The following is a 16,499-nucleotide window of genomic DNA, read 5'->3' as shown; positions in this document are numbered from 1 at the left end:
GTCAGCCGACGACCTGGAAACTCCTGAAGCCGCCTTCAGCCGGGGAAACCTTCTCGTCGACGTGCGACACCCTGCCCGGTGCCTGGGACGATCCGAGCCAGCGCCTGAATTCGACGATGTCCGGCTGCGGTCCCTCCGCGACGACGGCGACCGAACCGTCGTCGTCGTTCCTGACCGAACCGGTCAGGCCGAGCTCGTCGGCCTTGCGCGCGGTCCAGTAGCGGAATCCGACGCCCTGGACCATTCCCGTGACGCGTGCGGTGAGGCGGACGCTGTCCGGGTCTGCTGCCTTCGAGTCAGTCATGGAACCAATGTAGCGCCGGCGGCCTTGGTCTCGACAGGCTCGACCGGCGGGCACAGGCCTGAACAACTAACGTCAGGAACAGCGAGGCCCCGCTGCAGCAGGTGCTGCAGCGGGGCCTCGGCCGGACGGATCAGTTGACGGTGATGTCCCGCGTCCGGTGGTCGTAGCGGATGGTGAGCTGACCGCCGGAGTGGTGCAGTTCGTGGTTGGCTCCATCGAACGCACCGAACGCGCCGTAGTTCTCTTCCCAGGAACGGTTGAGGGCGATCTTGAAGTTGTAGTAGCCAGCCGGGATCTCAGCCGACAGCTTCCAGAGCTGGTCCAGCTCGTCCAGCTGCATCTGCGCTTCGTCGTACTGCGGCGCCCAGTTCTCCGGGGCGCCCAGCAGGGTGTTGAAGTCGCCGGCCACGGCCACGGCGGCCGGCTGGTCGACGGTTTCTGCGGGAGCCTGTGCTTCGGCCTCGGCCTCTGCCTTCTTCAGGACCGCCTTGGCCACCGGAGCAACAGCGTCCTCGATCAGCTTGGCCGCCTTGTCAACAACCTTCGCGGCCTTGGACGGAGCCTTCTCGGCCTTTGCAGCGGCTGCCTTCTTGGCCGCCGGCTTGGCAGGTGCGGCCACCGGAAGGGGCGTGTCGGCAGGGACCGGAGTACCGGCGTCGAGCGCTGCCGAGAAGCTGGCCGCGTCCGGGAAAGCGACCGTTGCGCGCTGTCCGTCCTCGGTAATGGTCCAGCCGGAGCGTCCCTTGACCAGCCAGCCGGCCTTGACCAGCTTGGCCGTAGCGGTGGTCAGTGATTTGTGGCCGCGGGGAATGCCGCCGCTGAGGAGTTCAGCCTCGTAGGCGTTCAGCGGAACCCGGACGAGCGCTTCAGCCAGCACGGCACCGGCGTTCTGCGATTCACCCGACAACACCCCCTCTGCCAGAACGTCCAGCACGGCCTTAAGGCGGATGTTGGTGTTTTCGGCGGCAGTCTTGCGCATGGTTCCCCTTACAGAGCGATTGTTCCCCCAGTAGTCTGCCAAGTGCTGGGCGAATCTGGCGACTTTGTCGGGTAAACATTGTGTGTCGTGACCGACTATGACGGAGATTACACCTGAACTGAGCCGGAAATCTCGCTTTTTCGGCCCTCGCTGCCGCTTCGCAGTCCAGCTTGTTGCTCACCTGCGCGGCCCGATTCCCGGCGGGAAGAATAGAAAGTAGGCTTACCACATAGAGCGAGGCACCAACGGAAGGGATGATTCCAGTGAGTGAACACAGCAGCAAGGCAGACGGCTTTATCGTTCCGGACCCGTCAAAACTCCGCGACGACGTTCCCGGCGACGCGGGTGACGATGCCAACGCCATCCGCTTCAGCGAGGAGCAGGCCCTCATCGAGGAGCAGTCGCACGGCATCCGCCCGGAGCGCTACAGCGTCCCGTCCGGCGGCCCCACCATGGAGGAAGCCCGCGGCAACATGGATCTCTCCGACGACGTCGGCGACGCCGCGGCCGCGGACAGCAGCGACGACGGACTGCACAGCGGCCAGGAACAGTAGCGGCCGGCAGTAACCATCAACACGGAGGGGCGGCTGCCTACGGCGGCCGCCCCCTCCCATGCCGCCGCGCCTCGCCCCAGCACCCTGGACTCCTTGCTGACCCGCCTGCCTACTGGACCGCCTGCCTACTGGACCGGCTTCCTACTGGACTGGCTTCCTACTGGACATAGCCTTCCACCTCATTGACGGGGCGGGCATCAGCCTCGTTGGGATCTTCACCCGCCTTGGCCTTTGCCCGGCGCTGGCGCAATAGGTCCCAGCATTGATCCAACGCCTCTTCCACCTGCCGCAGCCGGGCGCGGCGTTCAGTCCGGCCGTCGTCATCCTCGTCGGAATTGCCCCCGCCGGCGGGTCCCGAACCCGCCGGCTCACGGAGCTGATGCTCTTCGTCAACCAGCGCCTGGATGCGCTGCAGAATGTCCTGGTTGTCCATCGCCTTCACTCCTTGGTTACCGCGGGCCGGATTCACTTTGGCACCGCCACCGAAAACTGTTCGCGGCGGGGCTGGACTGCCAGCCTAGTCACGTGACACAGCCCGGGAAAGGGGCAATTCCCCGTCATTCCGAGCAAAACCTTGCCCCTCCTCAGTCCGCGACGGCCGCAGCACTGGCGGGCCCGCCGTCGTCTCGTTAGGGTGGACGGTAAGCATGCTTAGCATTACCGCAATGCCAGCACCGCCCGGAGCAAGATGATCCTGTCCGCGTTCAACACCACCACGGAGGAGAACCATGACCGACCAGTACACGTTCAAGAATCCCGTCACCGCTTACGAGCACATCTCCCCGCCCAAGCAGCACCAGCCCGAGCCCGGCCTGGACGCCAAACTTGAACCTAAAGCCGATCTGGGCGAGGACACCTACCGCGGCACCGGCCGCCTCGACGGCAGGAAGGCCATCGTCACCGGCGCCGACTCAGGCATCGGCGCTGCGACGGCGATCGCCTTCGCCCGGGAAGGGGCCGACGTCGTGCTTTCCTACCTTCCCGAGGAGGAGGAAGACGCCGCGAAGATCGCGAACCTGATCGAGAAGGCCGGCCGCAAGGCCGTGAAGGTGCCCGGCGACCTCAAGGACGCCGCCACCTGCCAGAAGCTGGTGGACACCGCGCTGCAGGAACTGGGCGGCCTGGACCTCCTCGTGAACAACGCCGGCAAGCAGGTGGCGCAGGAGGACATCGGGGACATCACCGACGAGCAGTTCGACCACACGCAGAAGACCAACGTGTATGCCATGTTCTGGCTCACCAGGGCCGCCGTGCCGCACCTTCCCGCCGGCTCAACGATCATCAACACGACGTCGATCCAGGCGTACAACCCGTCGCCGACCCTCGTTGACTACGCCACCACGAAGGCCAGCATCAACAACTTCACCAAGGGGCTGGCCCAGCAGCTGGCACCGAAGGGCATCCGGGTGAACGCCGTGGCTCCAGGGCCGATCTGGACGCCCCTGCAGGTCAGCAGCGGCCAGCCCAAGGAAGCCCTCCCCGAGTTCGGCAAGGACACTCCCCTGGGCCGGGCCGGACAGCCCGCCGAACTCGCCCCGGCCTACGTGTTCCTGGCCTCGGCGGAGTCGAGCTTCGTGGTGGGCGAGACCCTGAACGTCAACGGCGGCAGCCCCACGCCTTAACTGCTGCCGGGGCCGTGCTGCCGGGACCGTAGCCTGCGCATTTCTGCACCACTTCAGGAAGCAGCACCGCCGCCAGCCGCCGGGAACCGCGTCAGTACGCGGGACGCCCGGGGCCGGCGGCGACTCCGCAGCACGAAAGCGGAGCAAAAACGCCGCGAACCGACTTATAGTGGCGACTACACGCACCTCCCTGAGCCACTCCCGTAATCCACTTGAGGAGAGCCCCATGGAATCCCGCACACTAGGCACACTTTCAGTCTCCAGCCTCGGCCTCGGCTGCATGGGCATGAGCGAGTTCTACGGCACCGGCGACGACAGCGAGTCCATCGCCACCATCCACGCCTTCCTGGACGCCGGCGGAACCCTGTTGGACACCGCAGACATGTACGGCCCGTTCACCAACGAGCAACTGGTGGGCAGGGCCATCGCCGGGCGGCGTTCGGACGTGGTCCTGGCCACCAAGTTCGGCAACGAACGGCGCGACGACGGATCCTGGGTGGGCATCAATGGCCGCCCCGAATACGTCCGCTCCGCCTGCGACGCAAGCCTGCAGCGCCTCGGCGTAGACCACATTGACCTCTACTACCAGCACCGGGTGGACAAGACCGTCCCCATCGAGGACACCGTCGGAGCGATGGCGGAGCTCGTCGAGGCCGGCAAAGTCCGTTACCTGGGCCTGTCGGAGGCCAGCGCCGACACCATCCGCAGGGCGCACGCCGTCCATCCGATCACTGCGCTGCAGACTGAGTATTCGCTCTGGGAGAGGGAACCGGAAACGAAGGTCTTCCCGGTTCTGGCGGAGCTGGGAATCGGGTTCGTGCCCTACAGCCCCCTCGGCCGGGGCTTCCTCACCGGCCAGCTGCGCAGCCCCGACGATTTTGCTGAAGACGATTTCCGGCGCCACTCACCCCGCTTCCAGGGCGAGAACTTCACCCGGAACCTGCAGCTCGTGGACCGGGTCAAGGAACTCGCGGATGAGAAGCAGTGCAGTCCGGCGCAGCTCGCCCTGGCGTGGCTGCTCGCGCAGGGTGAGCACATCGTCCCCATTCCGGGCACCAAGAAGCGCGAACGACTGGCCGAGAACCTGGGTGCGGCCGACGTCGAGCTTTCTGCCGCGGACCTTGCCCGTCTCGATGAACTGGCCCCGGCTGGCGCGGCCGCAGGGGCGCGCTACCCGCACATGACCTCGATCGATACCTAGAACCCGCGCCGGCGCGTCCGCCGGAAGCGGCGGCACGAACGAGCCATCACTCAGGCCGAGCCCGGCGATGTCCCCGGGGCTGACGAACACCACGTCACCCCGGCGGAGGTCCGCGTCGGATGCCCGCCGGAAGCCAGGTGCAGCCGGCCCCTGCGGCCGGCTTGCGGGGATGCATCGCCTGCTGGCGCAGCGGAGCGGCACGGGCGGACAATGGGAGCATCTTCAGACCGTTTGGAGCCGCAATGCGCCGTTCTATGGGCTGGCTAAAACACCACAGGCTTCTGGCTTTCTTCATTCTGGCCTACGCCATTTCCTGGGCCTCATGGCCGTTCTTCGCGGCCGGGCTGATGCCCCGCATGGAATTCCTGCCAGTAGGTCCGCTGGCCTCCGCGGTTATTGTCATAGCCCTGACGGAGGGGCGGCCCGGGTTCCGCGTCTGGGGCCGGCGGCTGATCCGGTGGCGCGTCGGCTGGCTCTGGTACGCGGTGGCTCTCCTGCTCCCTGTGGCACTCGTCCTCGTCACCGGATTCATCACCGTGGCATTAGGCGCCGCCGCCCCGGGTCTCAAACAGCTGACGTGGAGCGGGCTTTTGACCGTGTTCGCCGTCCGGCTGGTGAATCCCCTGGACGGTGCACTCGGCGAAGAGCCAGGCTTCCGCGGTTACGCCCTCCCGCTCCTCCAGGCATCGCGTCCGCCTCTGCTGTCCGCGGCAATCCTGGGCGCGCTCGTGACGCTGTGGCACCTGCCGCTGGTCCTCTTTTTCGGGCTGAGCGTGATCGGCCTGCCGACGACGTTCGCCATCACGTTCCTCTACGTCTGGTTGTTCAACCGCACCGGCGGCAGTGTCCTGCTGACGCTTCTGTTCCACAACAGCCAGGGCACTTTCACGGTCGGGTCCTTCGGCTTCGCCGCAGCCGCCGCCGGCCGCGCTGAGCTGATCTACTTCCTCGCCGTCGTCCTGGCGGTGCTTGCCACCGTGGTCCTGGACCGCCGGGCCTGGCGCAAGGCACCCCGCTCGGCCACCGCCGTCGGGCGTTTCCCGTTCCGAATGCGTCCCACGTGAACGACGGCGGGTGATTGGCGCCGGGCGCACGGCACCGGCGCCTTCCTTCAGGACCCGACACCCCAATCCACGTCAGGAGGAAACATGTCCTCGCCGCTAGCCAAAGCCGCGGGCCCCATCGCCGTGGCGTCCGGACTCCTCTTCGCCGCTGTGGACCTGGCGCGCCTGCTCGCCGCCGATCGGAGCCTCGACCGGATCGAGATGATGCGGCAGACGCCCTTCCAGGTCACGAACGCCCTCTACTGGGTGGTCTTCATCGGGCTCACCCTCGCGCTGGTATCCGTCTACTTCCGGCTCGGCGCCCGGGCGGGCGGACTCGGCGCCGCCGGGTTCTGCATCGCGCTCGTGGGCACCCTGGACATGGCCGGCAACATGTGGTTCGACGGCTTTGCCGGACCCTGGATTGCCGAGGTCGCCCCCGGCGCGATCCTCGCGGGCGGGTCCGGAATGCTGGCGGTCGGGGGGCTGTCCAGCTACGTGCTCTTCAGCGTGGGCTGGATGTTTTTTGGCATGGCCGGCTGGCGCTCAGGCATGTTCCCCGCGTGGATCTGCGTGGCATTCGTCGTCGCCGGTTTCCTGGGCTACAACGCCGGGCTGCCGCCGTACGGGATCCCGATCGGGCTGGTCACGGCGGCGCTGGGCTCGTGGATCATCCGGACGGGTGCGCCGGTCCCGGTTACGGCCGGCCCGGCTTCCGCGGACCCGCTTAGGCCGTAACCCTCCGGCCACGGCCGGGACCCCGCCGCAAGCTAATCCGGAGCCTAGCCCGACAGTTCGGCCAGCAGCTCGTGCTTCCGCTCCTCGCTGGCGAACGACGACCTGATGGAGTTCGCGGCGAGTCTGACGCGGTCGAACTCGGACAACCCCAGCACCGATTCCAGTTGGGCGAAGTTGGTGTCCACATAGCCGCCGAAGTACGCCGGGTCGTCCGAGTTCACGCTGACGTTGAGCCCGGCGGCCAGCATCGCCGGCAGCGGGTGCGCGGCCAGCATGTCCACGGCGCGCAGCCGGACGTTCGACAGCGGACAGACCGTCAGCGGCACATGTTCATCGACCAGCCGCTCCACGAGCTCGGGGTCCTCCATGCACCGGATCCCATGGTCGATCCGCTCCACGCCCAGCACGTCCAGAGCCTCCACAATGTACGACGGCGGGCCCTCCTCCCCCGCGTGTGCAATCTTCCGCAGGCCTGCTTCGCCGGCCCGGGCGAACAGCCGGGTGAATTTCGACGGCGGGTTGCCCACCTCTGCGGAGTCCAGGCCGATGCCGGCGATCGGGGCGTTCATCCCCAGAAGGCCTTCCAAGACCTCAAGGGCCGAGTCCTCGGACAGGTCGCGGAGGAAGGCGGCGATCAGCAGCGTGGAAATGCCGAACTCTTCCTCAGAGGTGGCGAGGACAGAGGCGACCCCGTTCACGCAGGTCTCCAGAGCGACTCCGCGCGAAAGGTGTGCCTGCGGATCCATCATGATTTCCGCATGCCGCACCCCGGCCGCCGCGGCCCGCGTCAGGTAGGCCCGCGTCATGTCCGCAAAGTCCTGTTCGGTCCGCAGCACGGCCATGTTGGCGTAGTACAGATCGAGAAACGACTGCAGGTCCGTGAACTCGTACCGGCTCCGCAGCTCGTCCAGGTTTGCATACGGCAGCTCGATCCCGTTCCGTTCAGCGAGCGCAAAGATCAGCTCCGGCTCCAGCGTCCCCTCAATGTGAAGGTGGAGCTCCGCCAAGGGCATCGGCGACGGGGGCGCCACCAACTCCTCTTCAGCTGAAGGCAGAGTCTGATCTGAAGGGCCGGTTTGACCTGAAAGAGCAGCGGGATCGATTGGTTCGGCGGCGGCGTCGTAAGTGTTCACCCCGACAGAATAGTCCCCGGATCCGCCATCACCGCTAGAGTCGAACAGATGCGGACTGAAGAGTATGCTGATCCCTTGGCCGGTCTGGACTGGAGCCCGGAAACCGGCGCCCACCACTCTGCCGACGGCTTTGTCCGGGTGCGCGGTGCCCGTGAGAACAACCTTCGCAACGTGGACGTGGCCGTCCCGCGCGACGCGATCGTGGCCTTCACCGGCGTCTCGGGATCTGGCAAGTCCTCGCTGGCGTTCGGCACGATCTACGCCGAAGCCCAGCGCCGGTACTTCGAATCCGTCGCCCCGTACGCCCGCCGCCTCATCCAACAGGGCCACAACCCCAAGGTGGAGATGATCACCGGGCTGCCGCCCGCCGTCGCGCTTCAGCAGCGCCGCGGCACACCGAGCAGCCGTTCCACGGTGGGAACGGTGACCACACTGTCCAACTCGCTCCGGATGCTGTTCTCGCGCGCCGGCAGCTACCCGGCCGGGGCGAGCCCGCTGGACTCGGACGCCTTCTCCCCCAACACCGCCGCCGGAGCATGCCCCGAGTGCCACGGCCTGGGCGTCGCACACACCGTGAGCGAAGCCTCGCTGGTTCCCGACCCGTCGCTGAGCATCCGGGACGGAGCCATCGCCGCCTGGCCCACGGCGTGGCAGGGCAAGAACCTGCGCGACATCCTCACCCACCTGGGCTACGACGTCCACACGCCCTGGCAGGACCTGCCCCGGAAGGACCGCGACTGGATCCTTTTCACCGGGGAGCAGCCGGTCGTGGAAATTACCCCGCAGCGCGACCGGGTGGCCAAGCCGTACAAGGGCAAGTTCTGGAGCGCCAAGAGCCACGTGCTGCACACTCTGGCGGATTCCAAGAGCAACACGATGCGCGAACGCGTGCTCCGCTTCATGGAAACCGGCCCCTGCCAGCGGTGCAGCGGCAGCGGACTCACCCCCGAGGCCCTGGCCGTCACGTTCGCCGGCAGGACGATCGCCGACCTCAACGCCGTGCCGATGGCCGAACTGGCGGACATCATCCGCCCGACCACCCAGTTGAAGGCCGCCGGAACCGCCTCCCGCAAGCTGTCCTCCGGCGAAAGCAACGAGGTGGCCGTGGCCATCACACGCGACCTCCTCCAGCGGATCACTGTCCTGCTGGACCTGGGGCTCGGCTACCTGGCACTGGGCCGGCCCACTCCCACGCTCTCCCCCGGCGAAATGCAGCGGCTCCGGATCGCCACACAGCTGCGCTCGGGTCTGTTCGGCGTGGTCTATGTGCTGGACGAGCCCTCTGCCGGGCTGCACCCCGCCGACGCCGAGCCACTGCTGACGGTGCTGGAGCAGCTGAAATCGTCGGGCAACTCCGTGTTCGTGGTGGAGCACAACATGGACATCGTGCGCCGCGCCGACTGGCTCGTGGACGTGGGTCCCCGGGCCGGAGAGGGCGGCGGCGAGGTGCTCTACAGCGGCCCTGTGGCCGGCCTCGCCGACGTCGAGGCTTCCGTCACGCGCCCGTTCCTCGTGCCGGATGGCTCTCGCGGCCGTTTGGGTGACGCTGAAACCGACGACGGCGACAGCACCGCCGGCGGTCCCCGCGCCGGGGCGTCCAACGACCGTGCGCACGGCACCGGTGAGCCCGGCGCCAACAGGCCGGGCAGCGGCGTCCGTACCGGCCGCCGTCGGGAGCCCGGTGCCTGGCTGGAACTGAACGACATCTCACGCCACAACCTCCGCGGCCTCGACGCGTCCATCCCGCTGCGGGTCCTCACAGCCGTCACCGGAGTCTCCGGCTCGGGCAAGTCGACGCTGGTCAGCCACGTGCTGGCTGAGGTGGTCGGATCCGAACTGCACGGCGACGCTGGCGCGGACGGCCCGGAGTCCGGGGGAACCGCCGGGGACCAGCCCGTGGACGCCGGCGGCCCCGGCACGCCGCTGAGCGTCGGAACCGTTACCGGCCTGCACCACGTGGACCGGCTGGTGACCGTGGACCAGAAGCCGATCGGCCGCACGCCCCGGTCCAACCTGGCCACCTACACCGGACTCTTCGACGCCGTGCGCAAGGAATTCGCCGCCACAGACGAAGCCCGGGCCCGCGGATACGGTGCCGGGCGTTTCTCCTTCAACGTGGCCGGCGGGCGCTGCGAAACCTGCCAGGGCGAGGGGTTCGTGGCCGTCGAACTGCTGTTCCTGCCCGGCAGCTATGGGCCCTGCCCGGAATGTGACGGTTCCCGCTACAACCCCGAAACCCTCGAAGTCACCTACAACGGCAGGAACGTGGCCGAGATCCTGGGCCTGACAGTTGATGCCGCCGCGGAATTCCTCGCGGAGGTTCCCTCGGCGGCCCGCAGCCTGCAGACGCTCCGGGAAGTCGGGCTGGGCTACCTGCGGCTGGGCCAGCCCGCCACCGAACTGTCCGGCGGTGAAGCCCAACGCATCAAGCTCGCCACCGAACTGCAGCGGGCACGCCGCGGCCACACTCTCTACCTGCTGGACGAACCCACCACAGGGCTCCACCCGGCCGACGTACGCCTCCTCATGGCCCAGCTCCAGCGCCTCGTCGACGCCGGAAACACGGTGGTCGTTGTGGAGCACGAAATGGACGTGGTGGCGGAAGCGGACTGGGTGATCGACCTCGGGCCGGCCGGTGGTGATGCCGGCGGCAAGATCGTTGCCGCCGGAACGCCCGACGCCGTCGCCGGTTCACCAGACAGCCGGACGGCGCCGTACCTGGCTTCCGCGCTCGGCTCTTCTGCGCTGGGCCGGAGTGCCGAATAGCAGCACTCCGGTCCCCGTGCCCGGCAGCTCCGACTGCCTAAAACCGCTTGACTGTCAATGATTATCTCGATTTGATAACGGCGCGCGACACCTCTAGGCTGGGGCACATGCCCGCGCAACGCGGGCCCATGAATGCCCGGTGCCGCCTCCACCAGTTACTGCCCGGCCGGCGGACACCGAAATGACCTCTAGTTCGTCAGGGGCGGGCAGTAGCGCGACAACGTCCGGGGACGGACCGAGCGCGGGTGGCCTCAGGAGCATCCCAAAATGAAGAAATCCACTCTCAGCACTGCCGCGCGCCGTGGTGTCACCCTGGCCGCCGTTTCCGCCGCAACCCTTGCGCTCTCCGCGACTGCCGCCAACGCTGCAGCACCCACCGCCACAAGCGCCTCCACCTGGGACGCCCTCGCCCAGTGCGAGAGCGGCGGCAACTGGTCCACCAACACCGGCAACGGCTTCTCCGGCGGCCTGCAGTTCACCCCGCAGACCTGGGCCGCTTACGGCGGAACCGGCTCACCCCAGAGCGCTTCGCGCGCCCAGCAGATCGCCGTGGCCGAAAAGGTCCAGGCCAGCCAGGGCTGGGGCGCATGGCCCGCCTGCTCCGCGAAGCTCGGCCTGGCCGGCGGCGGTGGCGCTCCGGCGCCGCAGATCCTGCCGCAGAGCGCTCCGGTCCAGGCCGCACCCGTCCAGGCTCCGGTTCAGACCGCACCCGTTGCCCAGGCCCCGGTGGCCGAGGCTCCTGTCCAGGCGCGTCACGCTGCCGCCATCGCGGTGAGCGGCGAGACCTACACCGTCCAGGACGGCGACACCCTGAGCAAGATCGCCGACAAGCTCGGCATCCAGGGCGGCTGGCAGCACCTCGCCGACGCCAATGCTGACACGATCAGCAACCCGAACCTCGTGTTCGTGGGCCAGGTTCTGCAGCTCCCGGCCTAGGCTGCTCGGTCGGTCGCTTAGCGGCACTTCCCTTGAAGCTCGACGCCGGGCGGTCCCTTTCCGGGGGCCGCCCGGCGTTGTTTTGTCTGGCGTCTCTGTGTTCCGGACTTTCTGCGCCCGGCCTTCTTGGCTCTGCCTCCAGAAACTACGACGCCGGGCGCCCCCTGAGTGGGGACGCCCGGCGTCATTCTTAAATCTCTACAGCGTGACGGCTGGAACCGTCAGTATTCGGCCTTAGGCCGCGGGAAGCTCCCGGACGATGCGCACCTTCCAGGCGGCGTCGTCGCTGGTGTCCAGCAGGGCGACAGTACCGGAGGCGAGGTGCAGGGCAACGCGCTTGGCGTGCAGCAGCTCGAGGTAGAGGTGCTCGTTGACGCGGGCGGGGCTGTCGACGACGAACTTCACGGCGTCGCGCACCTTGCGGTAGTTGTCGCTGCGTTCGCGGTGCAGGTGCAGCTCAAGTTCGTGGCGCTGCTTGACGCGCGGCTCGTGCTTGTTCAGCCAGTTCACTGCGGCATGGACGCCGATGACCAAGGCAAGCGAAACGGCGTAGATCCACCAGCCGGTGGACATCAGGAAGAGCGGCAGGTTGGCGACGGCCACCACTGCAATGAAAACGCGCAGGGCCACGAGCCGGCGCAGGGTCAGCGCAACGGAAGCAAGCGCGGTGCGGAAACGGTGCTGGTCCTTGCGCGCAGCAGCCGGGTCCAGAGTAAACTCGTCGAGAACGAGGATCCCGTTCGCGTCGGCGCCCAGCATTTGGCCGTACTTCGGAACGAACAGTTGAGGCTCCTGTGACGCATGTGAATTCGCCTCCGCGGGGGCGGACGACAGGGGCGCGGGAGAGGTAAGAGTCATGAGTTGGCTTCCAGACGCTGTTGAGGTTTCGGATATCTTAGGGGATTAATCAACCTTGCGCATGCATGGGTCCACTATGTGAACACTGGACGGTCCATTTTGGCCGCTGGTTGTGCCGTCCGGCACTTCAATTGGCACAGGGCGCCAAGGACGGCAGACTGAAGGGATGCAAACCTTCCTTCCCTACCCCGATTTCCGGCAAAGCGCGGCCGCGCTGGACACACCCCGGCTCGGCAAGCAGCGCGTCGAAGCGCTGCAGACACTCCGCGCGCTGGTCATCCCGGAATACGGATGGCAGTCACACCCCGCCATCCGTATGTGGATGGGGCACGTTCCAGCGCTCACCCTGTATGGCCTGGCCATGGTGGACGAATGGACCAAGCGCGGCTTCGCCGACAACACCCGCGACAACATCCGCGAGTTCGCCCCGCAGGCCGCGCATCCTGATTACGCCGCCAAGATCCTGCTTCCGCCGTGGCTCGGCAACCCCGAATTCCATCTGAGCCACCGGTCCAACCTCATCCGCAAGGACCCGCACTTCTACGAAGACGTCTTCCCGGGCACGGAGCACGGCCTGGAGTACGTCTGGCCGGAACCCCGGCACGAGTTCCTGCCGGAGGACCCCGAGGGTGAGGTGCTCTGGATTCTTCGCGAGCACGTCGGCCACGGCGACCCCGAGCAGCTGGACAAGATCGGGCTGCCTGCGGTGGGCCGGGCGGCTGCTTCCGGTTCCGCCGGGGCTGGCCCCGGTTCCGGGTCAGGCGCCGGTTCCGGGTCGGGCGCCGGAGAATCCGACGGCGACGAATACCAGTTCGTCTACGCGGAGGAAACTTCACGCCGCCCAGCCAAGGTGGCCAAGAAGGCACCGGCCAAACCGCTCGTCAAGAAGCCGTCGAGGAAGCGTCAGCGCCAGGAAGCAGCCTTCTCAACGCTTCCCGGCAAGTCGCCGGTCGCCGTGCCGTTCGACGGCGGCAGCAGGTTCGCCGTCGGAATGGTTGTGGGCCGGCCCATCACGCTCGACGACGGGCGCTTCGGACGCAACTTCCAGCTCACCGACATCATCGACCGGTCGGAGTTCGACTACCCGGCGCTGCTGCAGGACCCCCGCGTTTTCTTCCCTGTCCCGGCGCTCTGAGTCCTGCTGTGACTATCCTTCTCGCCGGTTGCGGCGACCTCGGAACCGAGACAGGTCTGCGCTTCGCCGCGGCGGGGCACCGGGTGGTGGGCTGGCGCCGTTCGCCGGACAAGCTGCCGGCTGAGATCGAGGGCGCCGCCACCGACTTGAGCACCGCCGAACTGCCGCGTGTCCCGGAGGACACTACCGCCGTCGTCATCGCCGTGGCTGCGGATGCCTCTACAGAAGAGGCATACCGGAACGCTTACGTGAACGGGGTGACGCATGTCCTCGACGCCCTCGAACGCGACCGCGTTGCACCCGACCGCGTCCTCTTCGTCTCGTCCACCGCTGTGTACGGCGACGCCGGCGGCCGCTGGATCGATGAATCCACGACGCCGGACCCTGCGGGTTTCTCGGGCCGCGTCATGCGTGAAGCAGAGGAGCTGCTGCTGAAGCGGCTCGACGGGACCAGGACCGCACCTGTCGTGCTCAGGCTTGGCGGGATCTACGGACCGGGCCGTACTCGGCTTATCGACCAGGTTCGAACCGGCGCCGCCGTCATTCCGGACCAGCCGCGGTACACCAACCGCATCCACCGCGACGACGCAGCCGGCGCCATCGTGCATCTGCTCACCATGCCTGACGCGCTCCGGCCGGTGTATCTGGGCGTGGACAGCGATCCGGCTGAGTTGGGCGACGTCCTGCGTTTCCTGGCGGCTGAGTTGGGGTTGGACGTCCCCCCGCCGGGTTCCCTGGGCGACGCACGCGGCGGAAACAAACGCTGCAGCAACGCGCTGCTTCGGGGAACAGGGTTTTCGTACAAGTACCCGTCCTTCCGCGAAGGTTACCGCGACATTTTGGCTGGCGTCGGAGTGCGCCACCCCTGAGTACCCGCGCCCGCCCAGGTGGAGATGCGGCTCAAATGACCGGGCCAAAAAATTTTCAAAAGTTTTTTCGCTTTTGGTCCGAAGCGACGCTAAACACCCCAAAGAATGTCAGACACCGTTGAGATAGTTTTCCTATGGAAGCCTTTGGGGAGGATCGAGCGGACATCGCGGCCGGGACTGACGTCCGGAGCCTTCGCGCTGCCGCCCTGCTGCGTGGCGGCCGGCTTCGCAGCGTTCCCTCTGAGGCTGCCGGTTCCCGTTCCGACTCGCCGGTAAAGGACGCGTCCGACGGCGGTGCTGCCGCCGGCATGGCGGTGGGGTCCAGTTCTGCTGCAGCGCCTTTCGGGATTTCAGGTCCGGTAGCAGCTGGCACGGCACCGGCTGAGCCGGCGTCCCCGGCGCTGGCAACGCCTGATCTGAAGGCGTCCCTGGCACTGCTGGACGCGGCGACCGCCGCGGCGACGGAGGAGTTGGCCGCGGCCAACTTCCTTCAGGCAGCCGATTTCGCGGAACTGGCCGAGAAACTGTCCCGCCGCGTCGAATACTTCCAGGTCCTCGCCGCCGGCGCGGTGGACCGGACCAGGACCGAGGCGATCAATGCCGCCCAAACCGCCGGCCAGGTACCCGGATGGACCACCGGCTGGAGAACCGAACCCGAAACCGCCCCGGCCCCCGACGCCCCGCCGTCCGAGCCGGCCGCAGCTGCTGGAGCCGTCACAGCCGCCGCAGGCCGGCCATCCTTGGCCGCCCCTGCCGCTGCGTCTGCGTCTGCGGTGGGCTGGTCCCCGGCCGATGACGGGGCCCACAACACCGCCGAGTTCCTCCGCACCCGGCTCCGGATCAGCACCCCCGAAGCACGCCGCCGCCTCGCCCTCGCCACCGCCACTCTCCCCCGCACCGGACTCACCGGCCGCCCCATGCCACCCGAACGCGAAGAAACCGCAGCAGCCCTCACCGCCGGCATCATCTCCTCCCGCGCCGGAACCACCATCACCACCGCCCTGGACAAAGTCCGCCACACCCCCGACCCCGCCCTGATCGCCGCAATGGAACACAGCCTCACCCAAACCGCGATCGAAAACGACCACGACTTCCTCACCCGCATCGCCCACCGCTGGATCGACGCCCTCGACCAGGACGGCACCGAACCCTCCGAAGAAAACCTCCGCCACCGCCAGGGCGTCTTCCTCCACCACAAACGCGGCGGACTCCACCACCTCGAAATCCGCGCCACCACCGACCAATACGAAGTCCTCACCACCGTCATGAACACCGCCACCAACCCCCGCACCACCCCACCCAACACCACCAACTGCGCGGACACCCACGACGGCAACCACGGCGGGAATGGCGGTGACGGCACTGCCCCTGGCCCTGGCCAAGAGGGCAGCAGCAGTGGCAGCGACAGCCCCGCCATCGAGCCCGACGCGGCCTTCAACGCCCCCACCCCGCTCCCCGACCCGGACCGCCGCACCCCCGCCCAGCAACGCCTCGACGGCCTCGTCGGCGCGTCCAAAGCCGCCCTCGCCGCAGGCACCCTGCCCACCACCGGAGGACTCCGCCCCCAAGTCATGGTCACCGTCAGCTACCGGGACCTCCTCAACAGCATCCAAACCACCGGCAACCGCGGCCCCCGCTACAACAGAAACCAACCCAACACCCCGCCAACAGACCGACTCCAGCCCAACGAATGGCAACCCAGCGGTCCCGTACTCCTGCCAGGCACCTGGCAGCCCAGCGAACCCTGGCCCGAACCCGACACCACAGACACCCGGCAGGCAGCCGATACCGACGCCCCGACAGGCACCCGGCCCAGCACCAACAACGCCACCACCGACCCGCCCGGCATCAACTGGTCCGAAATCAACCGGTCCGGCACCAACCTCTACACCACACCCACCGGCAGCGGAACATTCACCTACACCGGCCCCGTCACCGCCTCCACCATCCGCAAAATCGCCTGCGACGCCGACATCATCCCCATCCTCCTCGGCTCCCAAGGACGCATCCTCGACATCGGCCGCACCACCCGGATCTTCCCGCCCCACATCCGCAAAGCCCTCAACACCCGCGACCAAGGCTGCGCCTTCCCCAACTGCACCATCCCCGCACCCTGGTGCGAAGCCCACCACATCACCTACTGGTCCCGAGGCGGACCCACCAGCACCGACAACGGCGTCCTCCTCTGCACCCACCACCACCACCTGATCCACAAGGAACAATGGAAAATCCACGTCAAAAACGGCATCCCCTGGTTCATACCCCCACCCCACATCGACCCACGCCAACAACCCCGACAAAACCACCACCACAAAACATGAACCCGCCCACAAGACAGGCCGGGCCGGCAGAACACAGAAG

Annotated in this window: 15 protein-coding genes; 10 read left to right on the top strand and 5 right to left on the bottom strand. The window is 67.5% G+C overall.

Annotated elements, in window-relative coordinates:
- Position 1: 1 nt before the first annotated feature.
- The gene (locus ACFTSA_RS06300) at positions 2 to 304 is read right to left on the bottom strand and encodes an acylphosphatase (protein ID WP_331572429.1); all 303 of its coding nucleotides are present in this window, start codon (positions 302 to 304) and stop codon (positions 2 to 4) included.
- Between the two features lie 130 nt (positions 305 to 434).
- Positions 435 to 1,283, bottom strand: a complete 849-nt coding sequence (locus tag ACFTSA_RS06295) for a glycosidase (RefSeq protein ID WP_377950415.1) — start codon at positions 1,281 to 1,283, stop codon at positions 435 to 437.
- A gap of 254 nt (positions 1,284 to 1,537) precedes the next feature.
- On the opposite strand from ACFTSA_RS06295, the gene ACFTSA_RS06290 reads away from it, so the two are divergent.
- Entirely contained in the window at positions 1,538 to 1,837 is a 300-nt protein-coding gene (locus ACFTSA_RS06290; protein WP_377950414.1) for a hypothetical protein, read from the top strand.
- Positions 1,838 to 1,994: 157 nt separating this feature from the next.
- Here ACFTSA_RS06290 and ACFTSA_RS06285 read toward each other — a convergent pair whose 3' ends face one another.
- Positions 1,995 to 2,270 (bottom strand): DUF2630 family protein, encoded by a 276-nt coding sequence (locus ACFTSA_RS06285; RefSeq protein WP_377950413.1) that lies wholly within the window; start codon positions 2,268 to 2,270, stop codon positions 1,995 to 1,997.
- A 295-nt stretch (positions 2,271 to 2,565) separates the two neighbouring features.
- On the opposite strand from ACFTSA_RS06285, the gene ACFTSA_RS06280 reads away from it, so the two are divergent.
- The 4 genes from ACFTSA_RS06280 (at position 2,566) to ACFTSA_RS06265 (ending at position 6,441) form a co-directional block, all read left to right on the top strand.
- Entirely contained in the window at positions 2,566 to 3,459 is an 894-nt protein-coding gene (locus ACFTSA_RS06280; protein ID WP_377950412.1) for a glucose 1-dehydrogenase, read from the top strand.
- Between the two features lie 226 nt (positions 3,460 to 3,685).
- Positions 3,686 to 4,660 carry an aldo/keto reductase gene (locus tag ACFTSA_RS06275; protein ID WP_377950410.1) on the top strand — a complete coding sequence of 325 codons (975 nt, stop codon included), beginning with the start codon at positions 3,686 to 3,688 and terminating at the stop codon, positions 4,658 to 4,660.
- Positions 4,661 to 4,902: 242 nt separating this feature from the next.
- Positions 4,903 to 5,724, top strand: a complete 822-nt coding sequence (locus ACFTSA_RS06270) for a CPBP family intramembrane glutamic endopeptidase (protein ID WP_377950409.1) — start codon at positions 4,903 to 4,905, stop codon at positions 5,722 to 5,724.
- Positions 5,725 to 5,808: 84 nt separating this feature from the next.
- Positions 5,809 to 6,441, top strand: coding sequence for a hypothetical protein (locus ACFTSA_RS06265; RefSeq protein ID WP_377950407.1), 633 nt, complete (start codon positions 5,809 to 5,811; stop codon positions 6,439 to 6,441).
- Between the two features lie 44 nt (positions 6,442 to 6,485).
- Here the strand turns inward: ACFTSA_RS06265 and ACFTSA_RS06260 are convergent, their stop codons facing one another.
- Entirely contained in the window at positions 6,486 to 7,454 is a 969-nt protein-coding gene (locus ACFTSA_RS06260; protein WP_377950616.1) for an adenosine deaminase, read from the bottom strand.
- A 168-nt stretch (positions 7,455 to 7,622) separates the two neighbouring features.
- Here ACFTSA_RS06260 and ACFTSA_RS06255 point away from each other — a divergent pair, with 168 nt between their 5' ends.
- Positions 7,623 to 10,340, top strand: a complete 2,718-nt coding sequence (locus ACFTSA_RS06255) for an ABC transporter (protein WP_377950405.1) — start codon at positions 7,623 to 7,625, stop codon at positions 10,338 to 10,340.
- Positions 10,341 to 10,607: 267 nt separating this feature from the next.
- A complete protein-coding gene (locus ACFTSA_RS06250) occupies positions 10,608 to 11,276 on the top strand; it encodes a transglycosylase family protein (protein WP_377950404.1) in 669 nt (222 codons plus the stop codon).
- 234 nt (positions 11,277 to 11,510) lie between these two features.
- Here ACFTSA_RS06250 and ACFTSA_RS06245 read toward each other — a convergent pair whose 3' ends face one another.
- The gene (locus ACFTSA_RS06245; protein ID WP_377950403.1) at positions 11,511 to 12,134 is read right to left on the bottom strand and encodes a hypothetical protein; all 624 of its coding nucleotides are present in this window, start codon (positions 12,132 to 12,134) and stop codon (positions 11,511 to 11,513) included.
- 166 nt (positions 12,135 to 12,300) lie between these two features.
- On the opposite strand from ACFTSA_RS06245, the gene ACFTSA_RS06240 reads away from it, so the two are divergent.
- The 3 genes from ACFTSA_RS06240 to ACFTSA_RS06230 all read left to right on the top strand — a co-directional run bounded on the left by ACFTSA_RS06240 (position 12,301) and on the right by ACFTSA_RS06230 (position 16,459).
- On the top strand, positions 12,301 to 13,269 hold the full coding sequence (locus ACFTSA_RS06240) for an MSMEG_6728 family protein (RefSeq protein ID WP_377950401.1): 969 nt from the start codon (positions 12,301 to 12,303) through the stop codon (positions 13,267 to 13,269).
- Positions 13,270 to 13,277: 8 nt separating this feature from the next.
- Positions 13,278 to 14,138, top strand: coding sequence for an SDR family oxidoreductase (locus ACFTSA_RS06235; RefSeq protein WP_377950399.1), 861 nt, complete (start codon positions 13,278 to 13,280; stop codon positions 14,136 to 14,138).
- Positions 14,139 to 14,272: 134 nt separating this feature from the next.
- Positions 14,273 to 16,459, top strand: a complete 2,187-nt coding sequence (locus ACFTSA_RS06230) for a DUF222 domain-containing protein (RefSeq protein ID WP_377950397.1) — start codon at positions 14,273 to 14,275, stop codon at positions 16,457 to 16,459.
- Positions 16,460 to 16,499: the final 40 nt, after the last annotated feature.

It is taken from the genome of Arthrobacter sp. NPDC057013 (assembly GCF_042674585.1).
GTDB lineage: Bacteria > Actinomycetota > Actinomycetes > Actinomycetales > Micrococcaceae > Arthrobacter.
Note: the sequence above shows the minus strand (reverse complement) of the source record. Positions and strands in the feature narration are given on the sequence as shown.